Source organism: Mycobacterium sp. Soil_C_30 (assembly GCF_057656995.1).
This window is the reverse complement of the sequence record NZ_JBDGJH010000001.1, coordinates 117882-131120: the sequence shown is the minus strand read 5'-3', so window position 1 is coordinate 131120 and position 13239 is coordinate 117882. Positions and strand designations below refer to the sequence as shown.

At 67.8% G+C, this 13239-nt stretch carries 14 protein-coding genes; 7 read left to right on the top strand and 7 right to left on the bottom strand.

Features of this window, described 5'->3' with window-relative positions:
• Nucleotides 1-66 precede the first annotated feature (66 nt).
• Nucleotides 67-888: a helix-turn-helix transcriptional regulator gene (locus AC3A6P_RS00610; protein ID WP_487687058.1), complete on the bottom strand. Its 822-nt coding sequence runs from the start codon at nt 886-888 to the stop codon at nt 67-69.
• Nucleotides 889-1014: 126 nt separating this feature from the next.
• On the opposite strand from AC3A6P_RS00610, the gene AC3A6P_RS00605 reads away from it, so the two are divergent.
• The gene (locus AC3A6P_RS00605) at nt 1015-1731 is read left to right on the top strand and encodes an SDR family oxidoreductase (RefSeq protein WP_487687056.1); all 717 of its coding nucleotides are present in this window, start codon (nt 1015-1017) and stop codon (nt 1729-1731) included.
• Between the two features lie 51 nt (nt 1732-1782).
• Here the strand turns inward: AC3A6P_RS00605 and hemW are convergent, their stop codons facing one another.
• Nucleotides 1783-2955 (bottom strand): radical SAM family heme chaperone HemW, encoded by a 1173-nt coding sequence (gene hemW / locus AC3A6P_RS00600; RefSeq protein ID WP_487687053.1) that lies wholly within the window; start codon nt 2953-2955, stop codon nt 1783-1785.
• Between the two features lie 102 nt (nt 2956-3057).
• Between hemW and AC3A6P_RS00595 the strand changes: the two genes are divergently transcribed.
• The 4 genes from AC3A6P_RS00595 to AC3A6P_RS00580 all read left to right on the top strand — a co-directional run bounded on the left by AC3A6P_RS00595 (nt 3058) and on the right by AC3A6P_RS00580 (nt 6451).
• Nucleotides 3058-3153, top strand: coding sequence for an Ms4527A family Cys-rich leader peptide (locus AC3A6P_RS00595; RefSeq protein WP_487687050.1), 96 nt, complete (start codon nt 3058-3060; stop codon nt 3151-3153).
• Nucleotides 3154-3272: 119 nt separating this feature from the next.
• On the top strand, nt 3273-4958 hold the full coding sequence (locus AC3A6P_RS00590) for a nitrite/sulfite reductase (protein ID WP_487687047.1): 1686 nt from the start codon (nt 3273-3275) through the stop codon (nt 4956-4958).
• A gap of 27 nt (nt 4959-4985) precedes the next feature.
• A complete protein-coding gene (locus tag AC3A6P_RS00585; protein WP_487687045.1) occupies nt 4986-5699 on the top strand; it encodes a phosphoadenylyl-sulfate reductase in 714 nt (237 codons plus the stop codon).
• Complete coding sequence (locus AC3A6P_RS00580; protein ID WP_487687042.1) at nt 5696-6451, top strand: sirohydrochlorin chelatase; 756 nt, start codon at nt 5696-5698, stop codon at nt 6449-6451. Before AC3A6P_RS00585 ends, AC3A6P_RS00580 begins: the two co-directional genes overlap by 4 nt.
• Nucleotides 6452-6457: 6 nt before the next feature.
• Here AC3A6P_RS00580 and AC3A6P_RS00575 read toward each other — a convergent pair whose 3' ends face one another.
• Nucleotides 6458-7534, bottom strand: a complete 1077-nt coding sequence (locus AC3A6P_RS00575) for a class I SAM-dependent methyltransferase (RefSeq protein ID WP_487687039.1) — start codon at nt 7532-7534, stop codon at nt 6458-6460.
• 229 nt (nt 7535-7763) lie between these two features.
• On the opposite strand from AC3A6P_RS00575, the gene AC3A6P_RS00570 reads away from it, so the two are divergent.
• Together AC3A6P_RS00570 and AC3A6P_RS00565 are read left to right on the top strand one after the other, a co-directional pair.
• Nucleotides 7764-8399, top strand: coding sequence for a TetR/AcrR family transcriptional regulator (locus AC3A6P_RS00570; protein WP_487687036.1), 636 nt, complete (start codon nt 7764-7766; stop codon nt 8397-8399).
• Nucleotides 8400-8401: 2 nt separating this feature from the next.
• The gene (locus AC3A6P_RS00565) at nt 8402-9337 is read left to right on the top strand and encodes a sterol desaturase family protein (RefSeq protein WP_487687035.1); all 936 of its coding nucleotides are present in this window, start codon (nt 8402-8404) and stop codon (nt 9335-9337) included.
• 4 nt (nt 9338-9341) lie between these two features.
• Here AC3A6P_RS00565 and AC3A6P_RS00560 read toward each other — a convergent pair whose 3' ends face one another.
• From AC3A6P_RS00560 to AC3A6P_RS00545, 4 genes are read right to left on the bottom strand one after another with little or no spacing between them, the layout of a single operon-like run.
• Entirely contained in the window at nt 9342-10394 is a 1053-nt protein-coding gene (locus AC3A6P_RS00560; RefSeq protein WP_487687033.1) for a sulfate/molybdate ABC transporter ATP-binding protein, read from the bottom strand.
• A gap of 8 nt (nt 10395-10402) precedes the next feature.
• Nucleotides 10403-11215 (bottom strand): sulfate ABC transporter permease subunit CysW, encoded by an 813-nt coding sequence (gene cysW, locus AC3A6P_RS00555; protein WP_487687030.1) that lies wholly within the window; start codon nt 11213-11215, stop codon nt 10403-10405.
• The gene (gene cysT / locus AC3A6P_RS00550) at nt 11212-12087 is read right to left on the bottom strand and encodes a sulfate ABC transporter permease subunit CysT (RefSeq protein WP_487687027.1); all 876 of its coding nucleotides are present in this window, start codon (nt 12085-12087) and stop codon (nt 11212-11214) included. The genes cysW and cysT overlap by 4 nt, the downstream gene beginning before the upstream one ends.
• Entirely contained in the window at nt 12084-13061 is a 978-nt protein-coding gene (locus tag AC3A6P_RS00545; protein ID WP_487688089.1) for a sulfate ABC transporter substrate-binding protein, read from the bottom strand. The genes cysT and AC3A6P_RS00545 overlap by 4 nt, the downstream gene beginning before the upstream one ends.
• Between the last annotated feature and the right edge of the window lie 178 nt (nt 13062-13239).

Genomic DNA, 13239 nt, shown 5'->3' with positions numbered 1-13239 from the left:
CGGGTAATCGTGACATACACAGCCGGTTCACAGGCCGGCTACCCGACTGTGATCCGCGTCAGCCGCTCAGCTGGACACGTCGGCGGCCAGCGCGCCCAGCAACGTCAACGCATCGCTGCTGGGCGATCCGGGTTCGGCGTGATAGACCACCAGTTCCTGGCCCGGACTCGACCGCACATCGAAGGTCTGCATGGTCAACGTCATCTCCCCTACCTCGGGGTGACGAAAACGCTTGGCCTGTGCGGTTTTTCCCCGCGCGTCGTGGCGGGTCCAGATCTCGGCGAAGTCGGGACTGGCCTCCAGCAGCTCGGTGAGCACCGCGCGGATCCGCGGGTCGCCCGGCGCCTGGCCGTAACCGTGCCGGAACCCGGCGACCGCATCCCGGGCCACCGTCTGCCATTCGGCGTAGAAGCTGCGCGCAGTCGGTTCGGTGAACACCACGTGCATCAGGTTCTTCGAGTGCGCCCACTGCCCGAACATCGCGTCGGCGATCGCGTTGGCGGCCAGCACGTCGTAGGCGCGGCTGTACACCAGCGCCGGGTTGTGCGGCCACATGCTCATCAGCTGCAGCAGCGCCGGGTCGACGCGGGTGGTGGACCCGCTGAGCTGCCGCGGGCTCAGCCCGGCGAGGCGGAACAGGTGCTGGCGGCCGTCTTCGGGCAGGCGCAGCGCCCCGGCCAGCGCGTCCACCACCGCCGGTGACGGACGCCGTTCCCGGCCTTGTTCGAGGCGGGTGTAGTAGTCGACGCTCAACCCGGCCAGCAGCGCCACCTCTTCGCGGCGCAGGCCGGCGACGCGCCGTTGCCCGTAGCTGGGCAGCTCGACGTCATGGGGCGTCACCTGCGCACGGCGGGCCCGCAGGTAATCGCCGAGTTCTCCTGTTGCCACATTCGCGATGGTAGTGAGCGGTGTGGCCGCGAACCTGGGTCTGGCGCACCCAGGAACACTGCGTCCTCGTGCCGCACCGGTCCGGGCCCGACAGTGGAGGACGACACACCTGGAGAGGAGAACGACATGGAGAACTCAGTGGTCCTGGTGACCGGGGCCAGCAGCGGCATCGGCCGGGCCATCGCGGGCAGGATGGCCGCCGACGGCGCCACGGTGATCGCGGCGGCCCGCAGGATCGACCGGCTGCGTGACCTGGCCGCCGGGCAGTCCGGCACCATCGAGCCATACGAGCTGGACGTCACCGACCGTGGCGCCGTGCAGCGCGCGGTCGACGAGATCGTGTCCCGGCACGGGCGTCTCGATGTGCTGGTGGCCAACGCCGGGGTGATGCCGCTGTCGCGGCTGGATGCGGGTCTGGTCGACGAGTGGGACCAGATGATCGACGTGAACATCCGCGGGTTGCTGCACGGTATCGCGGCGGCCTTGCCGCAGTTCACGCGCCAGGAGCGCGGCCATGTGGTGACCATCGCCTCGGTGGGCGCCCACGAGGTGGGCCCGACGTACGCCGTCTACAGCGGCACCAAGTTCGCGGCGTGGGCGATCACCGAAGGTCTGCGGCTGGAGTCCCCGCCGTGGCTGCGGGTGACCACCGTGTCACCCGGCGTGGTGACCAGTGAGCTGGCCGACACCATCAGCGATCCGGTGGCCCAGGCGGCCATGGCGGAGTACCGCCGCAACGCCATCGCACCCGAGGCCATTGCCGATGCCGTGGCCTACGCCGTCGGCACGCCCGCGGACGTCGACGTCAACGAGATCATCATCCGGCCGGCCGCCCAACGGTGAGGGTGATTTGGGCGCGCTCGTAACCGCTGAGCGGTTACGAGCGCGCCCAAATCACTCGAGAAGCGAGCGCACCACGCCGTCGGCGAGCAGACGGCCGCGGTCGGTGAGCACCAGCCGGCCGGCAACCACGGTCACCAGACCTTGGGCCTGCACCGCGTCCACCCGCTCGCGCTCGGCAGGCCGCAGCTGATCGAGGGCCAGCCCGTCGCGCAGCCGGATGCCCAGCAGCACGTCCTCGACATGCCGGTCCTCGGCGGCCAGCACTTCGAAGCCGGCGATGGGCAGCTGACCCTGCTCGAGCTCGGCGGCATAAGTGTTGGGGTGCTTGGCATTCCAGAACCGGGTGGCGCCGATGAAGCCGTGCGCACCCGGGCCGGCGCCCCACCACTGGCCGCCGCCCCAGTAGCCCAGATTGTGCCGGCACTCGCCTCCGGGGCGGCTCCAATTGGACACCTCGTACCAGTCGAAGCCGGCGTCGCGGACCATGCCGTCGAGCAGTTCGTAGCGGGCGGCCAGCACATCGTCGTCGACGCCCGCCATCTCGCCGCGACGCACGCGTCGCGCCAGCGCGGTGCCGTCCTCGACCACCAAGGCGTAGGCCGATATGTGGTCGACGCCGGCACCGAGCACCGCTTCGACGGAACGCCTCAGGTCGTCGTCGGACTCCCCCGGCGTGCCGTAGATGAGGTCGAGGTTGACATGCTCGAAACCCGCGGCCAACGCCTCGGACGCCGCGGCCACCGCCCGGCCCGGGGAATGTGTGCGGTCCAGGAACCGCAGGACGTGCGCCACGGCGGACTGCATGCCCAGCGACACCCGGGTGTAGCCGGCGGCCCGGATGGCGGCGAAGAAGTCCGGCGAGGTGGACTCCGGGTTGGCTTCGGTGGTGACCTCGGCGTCGGGAGCCAGGACGAACGACTCGCGGACCGCGTCGAGCACCGCGGAAAGCCCGGACCCTCCGAGCAGCGACGGGGTGCCGCCGCCGACGAAGACGGTGTCGACCGCGGGCCCCGGGAGCCGTTCGGCGGCCAGCCGCAGCTCCCGCCGCACCGCCGCCAACCAGCCGTCGGGATTGGCTCCCCCCAGTTCACCTGGGGTGTAGGTGTTGAAATCGCAGTATCCGCAGCGGGTGGCGCAGAACGGCACATGAATGTAGATGCCGAACGCCCCGCCCTGCGTCATTCCGAGATCGGGGATCTCGCGCGAAGCGATGCCGGCTGTCATGGCGTCCAGTCTCCCAGAGTCCGCGCGACACCGATTTCACTCAGGGTGAGCCGAAATCTGGCCTGATTGGGACCTGCGGGAACGGCGTGGCAGAATGGCCCGGTGATCGCCGCACGCCTGCCCCAGCTTCGAGTCGCCCTCGTCGCTCGGCGGCATGTCGATTTCAAGCGTGTGTGTAGCTGTTGCTGTCTGCCTTGACGGCCTGATCTGCCCCAGCCTGCCCCCGAGACAAAACAGCTGGCCGCCGGATCTGCGCCGCCGGTTCAGCCCACCGGTGGTATGTGCAGCGGTCGCCGGCTCCCGACAAGGAGCACACAATGACAGAAACACCCACGAAGCGCCCGGCGAAGGTCAAGCGCCCCCGCGGCGAGGGGCAGTGGGCCCTCGGGTACCGCGAGCCGCTCAATCCCAATGAGCAGTCCAAGAAGGACGACAATCCGCTCAACGTCCGCGCCCGGATCGAGAACATCTACGCCAAGGGCGGCTTCCACAGCATCGACAAGGGCGACCTGCGCGGCCGGTTCCGCTGGTGGGGGCTCTACACCCAGCGTAAGCCCGGGTACGACGGCACCTGGACCGGTGACGACAACACCGACATGCTCGAGGACGAGTACTTCATGCTGCGGGTGCGTTCCGATGGCGGCGCCCTGACGACGGCCGCGTTGCGCACCCTCGGCGGCATCTCCACCGAGTTCGCCCGCGACACCGCCGATCTGTCGGACCGCGAGAACGTGCAGTACCACTGGATCCAGGTCGAGAACATGCCGGAGATCTGGCGCCGGCTCGACGAGGTGGGGTTGCAGACCACCGAGGCGTGCGGCGACTGCCCCCGCGTCGTGCTGGGCTCGCCCCTGGCCGGTGAGTCGCTCGACGAGATCATCGACGGCACCCCCGCGGTGCACGAGATCGTCAAGCGCTACATCGGCAAGAAGGAGTACTCCAACCTGCCGCGCAAGTTCAAGACCGCGATCTCGGGTCTGCAGGACGTGGTGCACGAGGTCAATGACGTCGCGTTCATCGGCGTCAACCACCCCGAGCACGGCCCCGGCTTCGACCTCTGGGTCGGCGGCGGCCTGTCCACCAACCCCATGCTGGGCCAGCGCGTCGGCGCGTGGGTGCCCCTGGACGAGGTGCCCGATGTGTGGGAGGGCGTGGTCAGCGTCTTCCGTGACTACGGCTACCGGCGGCTGCGGGCCAAGGCGCGGCTGAAGTTCCTCATCAAGGACTGGGGTATCGAGAAGTTCCGTGAGGTTCTCGAGACGGAGTACCTCAAGCGCCCGCTGATCGACGGCCCGGCACCCGAACCGGTGCTGCGCCCGATCGACCACGTGGGTGTACAGAAACTCAAGAACGGCCTCAACGCCGTCGGCGTCGCGCCGATCGCCGGCCGGGTGTCCGGCACGATCCTGACCAAGGTCGCCGACCTGGCCGAGGCAGCCGGCTCCAACCGGGTCCGGTTCACCCCCTACCAGAAGCTCATCGTGCTGGATGTGCCCGATGACAAGCTCGCTGAGCTGCGGGCCGGCCTCGACGAGCTGGGCCTGCCGTCGGATCCGTCGAACTGGCGGCGCAACCTGATGGCCTGCACCGGCATCGAGTTCTGCAAGCTCAGCTTCGCCGAGACCCGGAAGCGGTCCCAGAGCCTGGTGCCCGAGCTGGAGAAGCGGCTCGAGGACATCAACGCGCAGCTCGACGTGCCGGTGACGGTCAACATCAACGGCTGCCCCAACTCGTGCGCACGCATCCAGATCGCCGATATCGGCTTCAAGGGCCAGATGGTCGACGACGGCAACGGTGGCCAGGTCGAGGGTTTTCAGGTGCACCTGGGTGGCAGCCTGGGCCTGGACAGCGGATTCGGTCGCAAACTGCGCCAGCACAAGGTCACCAGTGACGAACTCGGTGACTACATCGACCGGGTTGTGCGCAATTTCGTGAAACAACGCGAGACCGGAGAGCGTTTCGCGAAGTGGGCTCTGCGAGCCGACGAAGCCGATCTGCGCTGATGCGTGTTGGGACGAAGGTGATGAACGATGACTGTTGAGGTGAGTCGTTTGACGGAGACGGACCTGCGGGAGCTGGCCGCCCGTGGCGCTGCCGAACTGGACGGCGCCAGTGCCGAGGAGTTGCTCCGCTGGACCGACGAGCACTTCGGCGGCAACTACGTCGTCGCCTCCAACATGCAGGACGCCGTGCTGGTCGAGATGGCCGCCAAGGTGCGCCCGGGGGTGGACATCCTGTTCCTGGACACCGGCTACCACTTCGCCGAGACCATCGGCACCCGCGACGCGGTCGAATCGGTGTATGACGTGCACATCGTCAACGTCGCGCCGGAGAACACCGTCGCGCAACAGGATGCGCTGCTGGGCAAGGACCTGTTCGCCCGCGACCCGGGCGCGTGCTGCCGGATGCGCAAGGTCGAGCCGCTGTCGAAAGCGCTGCGCGGCTACACGGCCTGGGTGACCGGTATCCGCCGGGTCGAGGCCCCCACCCGGGCGAACGCGCCGCTGATCAGCTTCGATGAAGCGTTCAAGCTGGTGAAGATCAACCCGATTGCGGCATGGTCGGACGATGACATGCAGGACTACATCACCACCAACGGCGTGCTGGTCAACCCCCTCGTCGACGAGGGTTACCCGTCGATTGGTTGCTTCCCGTGCACGGCCAAGCCCGAGCCCGGCGCCGACCCGCGCAGCGGGCGCTGGCAGGGGCTGGCCAAGACGGAGTGCGGGCTGCACGCTTCGTGACGGCGTATTTCCCCACCACCCCGCCCGGGCCCTCTCCCGCCACCCCGCCCGGCCTCATCCTGACCGCGCACGGCAGCGTCGACCCGCGGTCGGCGGCGGTGACGTATGCCGTGGCGGGCCGGATCCGGCGGCTGCGCCCGTGGCTCGACGTGCGCGCGGCATTCCTGGAACGGACCGCACCGAGCTTGGGTGAGGTGTTGGCCGAGACCGGCGATGCGGTGGTGACACCGTTTCTGTTGGCGTCGGCCTATCACGCGCGTGTCGACATCCCGGCGGTGGTCGCCGAGTCGGGCCGCTACGTCCAGCAGGCCGACACGCTGGGCGAAGACCCCGCGCTGTTGACGGTGCTGCGGCACCGGCTGGCCGAGTCCGGGGTGTCGGCCGACGACGAGGGCCTCGGTGTGGTGCTGGTGGCGGTCGGTTCCTCGAAGCCGGCCGCCAACGCCCGCACCGCGACGGTGGCTGCGGCGCTGGCTCGCGGAACCCGTTGGGCCGGAACACAAACCGCCTTCGCCACCGGGCCCTATGCGAACCTCCCGGACTCCGTCGCCGAGCTGCGCGAGCGTGGCGCCTCCCGCGTCGTCATCGCACCGTGGTTCCTGGCGCACGGCAAGATCACCGATCGGGTGGCGGCTTTCGCTGCCCGGCAACAGATTTCGATGTGCGAGCCGCTGGGCTCGCACAATCTGGTGGCGGCCACCGTACTGGATCGCTACGACGACGCCGTGGCCGCGAAGCTCGTCGCCGCCTGAGGCGAGCTAGGGCCGCACCTCGAACACGATGTTGAACGGGGTCCGGGCCGCCTCCCGGAACCGGGTGAAGCCGGCACTGGTCACGACGTCACGAATGCGGGACGGACCGGCCTGCGTGCCGAGCGCCAACCCAACCGGCTGAGCCAGCGACGACGGTGTGCACAACAACGTCGAGAATCCGTAGTAGGCGCGTCCAACCGGGGTGAAGTTGTCCTCGACCCGGTCGCCGGCGGCCGGTTCGACGATCATCCAGGTGCCGTCGTCGTCGATGACCGAACGCACGTGCCGGGCGACTCCCACCGGATCCCCCATGTCGTGCAGGCAGTCGAACATCGTGACCAGATCGAAGGGGCCGCCGGAAAACGCGTCCGCCGGCGCGCATTCGAAGTGCATGCGCGCCCCGGCGTTCGCCTGCCGGGCCCGTTCCCTGGCGGTGACGATCGAGCCCTCGTGAACGTCGGTACCGGTGAACTCCGAGCGCGGGAATGACTGCGCCATCAGGATGGTGGACGCGCCGTGCCCACAGCCGACGTCCGCCACCCGGGCACCGCGGTCGAGCTTGGCCGTCACACCCTCGAGCGCCGGGAGCCAGTCGGCGACCAGGTGTGCGGCGTAGGTGGGCCGGAAGAAGCGCTCACACCCCACGTGGACGTCGGAGTTGTGATCACCCCAGTGCACGCCACCTCCGGTTGCGGCGGCGTCGAAGACCTTGGTGGCGTCGCGGGCGGTTCCGTGCGCGGTCTGGAACAGTCCCACCACGAATGCCGGGCTGCTCTCATCGGCCAGCGCCACTGCCTGCTCCGGCCGCAGAAAATAGCGTTCCGACGCCGGGTCGTATTCGACGAAACCACCTGCCGCCTGTGCGTTGAGCCACTCCCGGGTGTAGTGCTCGTCGGTGGCCGTGCGTTCGGCCAGTTCCGACGGTGTGCTGGGACCATGGCCGGCCAGCGACGTGTAGTAGCCGAGCCGGTCCCCCATCACGACCAACGCGCAGTTCAGGGCAGCGCCGGCTTCTTCCACGGCGCGCATGACAAACGCCATCAGCTGATCCTCGTTGACGGCGGCGGTGCTTGTGGTGTCCATCTCGAGTGTCCTTTCCCAGTCGCGACCGGGGCCGGTCGGTCACAGGACGGAACCGTCGTCGGCCGCACCGATCGACTCGAAGTTACGCCGCTGGAGCGGGTCGCGAGTTCGAGTTCGCAGTTCCCGAAAAAGTCTGTGCGCCTTGGATACAACCTCGCGATCACCACTCGTGACACCCCTTTCGTGAACCGATAGTGCTACGAATTCAAATAACAGCTACTATCTGAATATGGATCGCAATCAGAAGCCGCGTCGCTTGACCCGCGCGGAGAGCAAGGAACTGACGCGACGCAGGCTGTTGGACGCCGCCGCGTCGGTGTTCGCCCGCAAGGGCTACGCCGCCGCGTCGGTGGACGAGGTCGCCGAGGCAGCCGGGTTCTCCGTCGGCGCGGTGTACTCGAACTTCGCCAACAAGGAGGAGTTGTTCTCGGCGTTGATGACCGACCGTGCCGTCAACCAGATGGGCGAAGTCGCGCACATCATCGAGTCGTCACGCGCCCAGTCCGCCGATCCGTTGCAGGCGCTGGGCGAGATGCTGATCGCCATCGCCGACAAGGACATCGACGTCGCCGTCCTGCGCACGGAGTTCTGGCTGCACGCGGTGCGCAACCCCGAACTCATGCAGATCGAGGCCAACTCGACGGCCACCACACTGGCGGCGATCCGCGGCATCCTGGCAGACATGCTGGCGCGCAACGACGTTGACGACAGCGTCGACGTCGACGAATTCGCCACCACCACGCTGGCGATGTTCAGCGGTCTGATCCGCCAACGGCGTATCGACCCCGAGCGCGTCAATCAGGAGATGTTCGGCCGCGCGCTGCGCCGCCAGATCGCCGGGATGCCGAAGAAAGGGAACAACTGACCGTGGAGGCCAACACCGCGTGGATCGGGAACATCGGGCTGTACGCGATCCCCGCGTTTCTCCTGCTGCTGGGCATCGAATTGCTGGGCGATCGCCTGGAACGGCGCCGGGACCGTCGCGAGGGCCGAGATGCCCAGCCGCGGAACAAGATCGGCTTCTCCACCCGTGACACCTTCGCCAGCTTGTCGGTCTACGGGCTGGGCCGGGTGGCGAATCTGGTGGAGGACTTCATCGAGCTGCCCATCGTGTTGCTGGCGGCCGCCTTCGCGCCGTGGGCGTTGTCCGCGTCGGACTGGTGGGTGTGGGTGCTCGCGATCGTGGGGGCCGATCTGGCGTACTACGCCGAACACCGGATGCAGCATCGGGTCCGGCTGTTCTGGGCGGCGCACAGCGTGCATCACTCGAGCCGGCACTTCAACATGTCGACCGCGGTGCGGCTGCCGTGGCTGATTCCCGGGCGGTTCCTCACCTCGGTGGTCTACATCCCCATGGCACTGGCCGGTATCCCGGTGTGGATGATCTTCCTGAGCCAGGCCGTCGTGCTGCTGTACCAGTTCCCGCTGCACACCGAACGCATCGGAACACTGCCGCGCGCAATCGAGTACATCTTCAACACGCCGTCACATCACCGCGTGCACCACGGCGCCAACAATCCCTACCTGGACAAGAACTACGGCGGCATCCTCATCCTCTGGGATCGGATCTTCCGCAGCTACGCCGACGAGGTGGAGACCATCCGTTACGGATTGACGCACAACATCGACACCTACAATCCGGTCAAGATCAACTTCGCGGAATTCGTCGCCATGGTGCGCGACGTCGGACGCGCCAAGACGTGGCGGGGCCGGATCGGCTACCTGCTGCAACCGCCCGGCTGGGCGGAGACAGCACCACACGCCGAACCGGCACCCACCCTGGTGGGCAACGAGAGTCGCTGAGCCGTCAGGCGTTGCTGAGTTCCTCGTCGGCCTTATCGGCCTTCGGCACCTGAAGGCTGCCCGCGATGGGGGGCACCCGGGTGGCCCGCACGTAGACGGTGTCACCCTCGCGCAGACCGAGCGCCTCGGCGTCACCGCGGGTGATCTGTGCGGTGAACGGGGTCCCCGTGGTGGCGCTGGTGAGCTCCACCCGGACCTCGAAGCCCAGCACGACCACCCGGTTGATGGTGGCTTTGGTGACACCCGTGGACTCCGCGGTGCCGTCACCGGCCGCGATCGACATCTCGGGATTGCGCCCCACCCGGATGTCGTGCGGGCGCACCAGGATTCCGTTGAGCGAGGACACCGTGCCCAGGAAGGACATGACGAAAGCGTTGGCCGGCTGGTCGTAGACCTCGGTGGGTGAACCGACCTGCTCGATGCGCCCTTTGTTGAGCACCGCGATGCGGTCGGCCACATCGAGCGCCTCGGCCTGGTCGTGGGTCACCAGCACCGTCGTCACGTGCACCTCGTCGTGCAACCGGCGCAGCCAGGTGCGCAGATCCTCGCGCACCTTGGCGTCCAACGCGCCGAAGGGTTCGTCGAGAAGCAGTACTTCGGGGTCGACGGCGAGTGCGCGAGCCAGGGCCATGCGCTGGCGCTGGCCGCCGGAAAGCTGGTTGGGGTAACGGTTCTGGAACCCGGCGAGTCCCACCACCTCGAGCAGGTTGTCGACCTTGTCCTTGATCTCGGCCTTGGGCCGCTTGCGGATCTTCAACCCGAACGCCACGTTGTCGCGGACACTCAGATGCTTGAACGCGGCATAGTGCTGGAACACGAATCCGATGCCGCGTCTCTGCGGTGGCACGCGGGTCACATCACGGCCGTTGATCGTGATGGATCCGGTATCGGGTTCGTCCAGCCCCGCGATGGCGCGCAACAGGGTGGACTTACCGGAACCGCTGGGACCCAGCAAGGCGGTCAGTGAGCCGGCCGGCACCACGAAGTCCACGTTGTCCAGGGCCGCGAAGTCGCCGTAATGCTTGTTGGCACCGGCGACGGTGATCGCGTTCGTCATGAGATCTCCTACTTCTCGATCTTGGCGCGGCGGGCGTCGAGGACGACCTGCACCACCAACACCAGCACCGCAACAGCCATCAGCAGGGTCGAAATGGCATAGGCGCCGTACTCGTTGGCGCGGTTGTAACGGTCGGCCACCAGCAGGGTCATCGTCTGCGACTGTCCCGGCAGGTTGGACGACACCATGATCACGGCACCGAACTCGCCGAGGGTGCGGGCGATGGTCAAGACGATGCCGTAGGTGAGACCCCACCGGATCGACGGCAGCGTGATCCGCCAGAAGGTCTGCCACCACTGCGCGCCGAGCGTGGCCGAGGCTTCTTCCTGATCGGTGCCCAGTTCGTGCAGCACCGGTTCGACTTCGCGGATCACGAATGGCACGGTGACGAAGATGCTGGCCAGCACGATCCCGGGGAAGCTGAAGATGATCTTCCACCCGAAGTCGTTCTCGACGAATCCGAACAACCCGGCCGATCCCCACAACAGGATCAACGCGACACCGACCACCACGGGAGACACCGCGAACGGCAGGTCGATGACCGCCTGCAGCGCGCTCTTGCCACGAAACTTGTTGCGCGCCAGCACCAGCGCCGTGGGTACGCCGAACAGCACGTTCAGCGGCACCACGATGGCCACGACCAGCAGCGACAGCTGCAGCGCAGAGATGGCCGCCGGTGTGCTGATGGACGCGACGAATTCGCCGACACCCGGGGCCAGCGTGCGCCACAGGATCAACCCCACCGGGATGATCACCAGGATGCCGATGTAGGCCAGCGCGATGAAGCGCAGCAGATAACGAATTCTGGGCGAGAGCGTCATCGCGCCTGCTCCTCGCGCCGGGCCGCGCGCGAGCCGAGGGCCCGCAGGATGAACAGCACGATGAACGAGATCGCCAGCAGCACGATCGAGATGGCCGCGGCGCCGCTGCGGTCGTCGTTCTCGATCAGGGTGCGGATCCACTGCGACGACACCTCGGTCTCGCCCGGCACCGCGCCGCCGATGAGCACGACGGAACCGAACTCCCCGATAGCGCGGGAGAACGCCAGTCCGGCGCCCGAGAGCAGCGACGGCAGCAGCGCGGGCAGGATCACCCTGGTCAAGATGGTCAGGTTGTTGGCACCCAACGACGCCGCCGCCTCTTCGACCTCCCGGTCGAGTTCGAGCAGCACCGGCTGCACCGACCGCACCACAAACGGCAGCGTCACGAACAGCAGCGCCACCCCGATACCCCACTTGGTGTGTTGCAGATGCAGCCCCACGGGGCTGGCCGGGCCGTACAACGCCAGCATCACCAGACTGGCGACGATCGTCGGCAGCGCGAACGGCAGGTCGATCACGGCATCGACCAGGCGCTTGCCGGGGAAGTCGTCGCGGGTCAGCACCCACGCGACCAAGAGCCCGAACACGCCGTTGATGACGGTGACGCCGATCGACACCGTCAGGGTGACCTCGAACGACCGCAGCGCCGCGGGCGAGGTGACCGCCTCCCAGAACGCCGTCCACCCACCTTTGGCGGACTGCCACAGGATCGCGGCCAGCGGCAGCAGCACGATCACCGACAGCCACAGCGTCGCCGCCCCGACCCGCAGCGACGTACTGCCGTGCCGGCGCCCCAGCCGGGCGGCGGCCCGGCCCGGGCCGGCGTCACCGCCTGGCTCGGGCCGCACCGCCGCCGAGACGCTCTGCGTCATCCAGTGGCCTGCTTGTAGATCTTGGTGATGGTGCCGTTGTCCTTGTCGAACAGCGCCGGGTCGACTTCACCCCAGCCCCCCAGGTCGGCGATGGTCCACAGCTTCTCCGGGGTCGGGAAGTCGGCGGCGAACTCCTCGGCCACCGCGGGATCGACCGGACGGAAACCGGCCTCGGCCCAGATCTTCTGCCCCTCGGGGGTGTACAGGAAGTTCTTCAGCGCGTTGGCCTGCTCCAGGTGGGCGCTGGTGGACACCACGGCCACCGGATTCTCGATCTTGAACGTCTGCGGCGGGTTGACGTGTTCGACGGGCTTGCCCTGCCGCTCCACGTAGATGGCCTCGTTCTCGTAGCTGAGCAGCACGTCGCCGGTGCCCTGCAGGAAGACGTCGGTGGCCTCACGACCGGAGCCGGGGCGCGTCTTCACGTGCTCGGACACCAGCTTGTTCACGAAGTCGATTCCGGCCTGCGGGTCTTGGCCGCCGTTGCTCTTGGCGGCATACGGCGCCAGCAGATTCCACTTCGCGGAGCCAGAACTGAGCGGGCTCGGGGTCACCACCTCGACGCCAGGCTGCAGCAGATCGTCCCAGTCGCGGATGTTCTTCGGGTTGCCCTCACGGACCACGAGCGAAACCACCGAGCCGAACGGGAGTCCCTTGGTGGCGTCGGCATTCCAGTCCGCGGCCACCTTGTCGGCCTTCACCAGGCGGGTGACGTCGGGTTCGACGGAGAAGTTGACGATATCGGCGGGCTTGCCGTCGACCACAGCGCGGGACTGATCACCGGAGGCGCCGTAGGAGGTGGTGACGGCGATGCCCTTGCCTTCTTCGGTGGCGGCGAACGCCGGGATGATCTTGCTCCAGCCCGGCTCCGGCACCGCGTAGGCCACCAGGGTGAGGGTGGTCTCGGCGTCGGTGGCGCCGCCCTCTTCACCCGCGACGTCACTGGATCCGCCGCCACCGCAGGCAGCGAGCATCGATGCGGTCACGGCGAGCGCAGCGGCCGCCCGCCAGCGCTTCGGAGACGTCAGAATGTTCGGCATGGAGGACCTTTCCAGGGCGGAGTACGGGATCGGTACCCGCCACGGCGGAAAGGATGAGGGCTCAGATGATGGCGCTATGCGCAGTCCGTCACCGACTCCAAACCGCAGGCGG

Coding starts and splice junctions, on each gene's coding strand:
- cysW (WP_487687030.1), bottom strand. CDS start 11,215: ATGACGCTCTCGCCCAGAATTCGTTATCTGCTGCGCTTCATCGCGCTG.
- AC3A6P_RS00590 (WP_487687047.1), top strand. CDS start 3,273: ATGACAGAAACACCCACGAAGCGCCCGGCGAAGGTCAAGCGCCCCCGC.
- AC3A6P_RS00545 (WP_487688089.1), bottom strand. CDS start 13,061: ATGCTCGCTGCCTGCGGTGGCGGCGGATCCAGTGACGTCGCGGGTGAA.
- AC3A6P_RS00585 (WP_487687045.1), top strand. CDS start 4,986: ATGACTGTTGAGGTGAGTCGTTTGACGGAGACGGACCTGCGGGAGCTG.
- hemW (WP_487687053.1), bottom strand. CDS start 2,955: ATGACAGCCGGCATCGCTTCGCGCGAGATCCCCGATCTCGGAATGACG.
- AC3A6P_RS00575 (WP_487687039.1), bottom strand. CDS start 7,534: ATGGACACCACAAGCACCGCCGCCGTCAACGAGGATCAGCTGATGGCG.
- AC3A6P_RS00560 (WP_487687033.1), bottom strand. CDS start 10,394: ATGACGAACGCGATCACCGTCGCCGGTGCCAACAAGCATTACGGCGAC.
- cysT (WP_487687027.1), bottom strand. CDS start 12,087: ATGACGCAGAGCGTCTCGGCGGCGGTGCGGCCCGAGCCAGGCGGTGAC.
- AC3A6P_RS00570 (WP_487687036.1), top strand. CDS start 7,764: ATGGATCGCAATCAGAAGCCGCGTCGCTTGACCCGCGCGGAGAGCAAG.
- AC3A6P_RS00605 (WP_487687056.1), top strand. CDS start 1,015: ATGGAGAACTCAGTGGTCCTGGTGACCGGGGCCAGCAGCGGCATCGGC.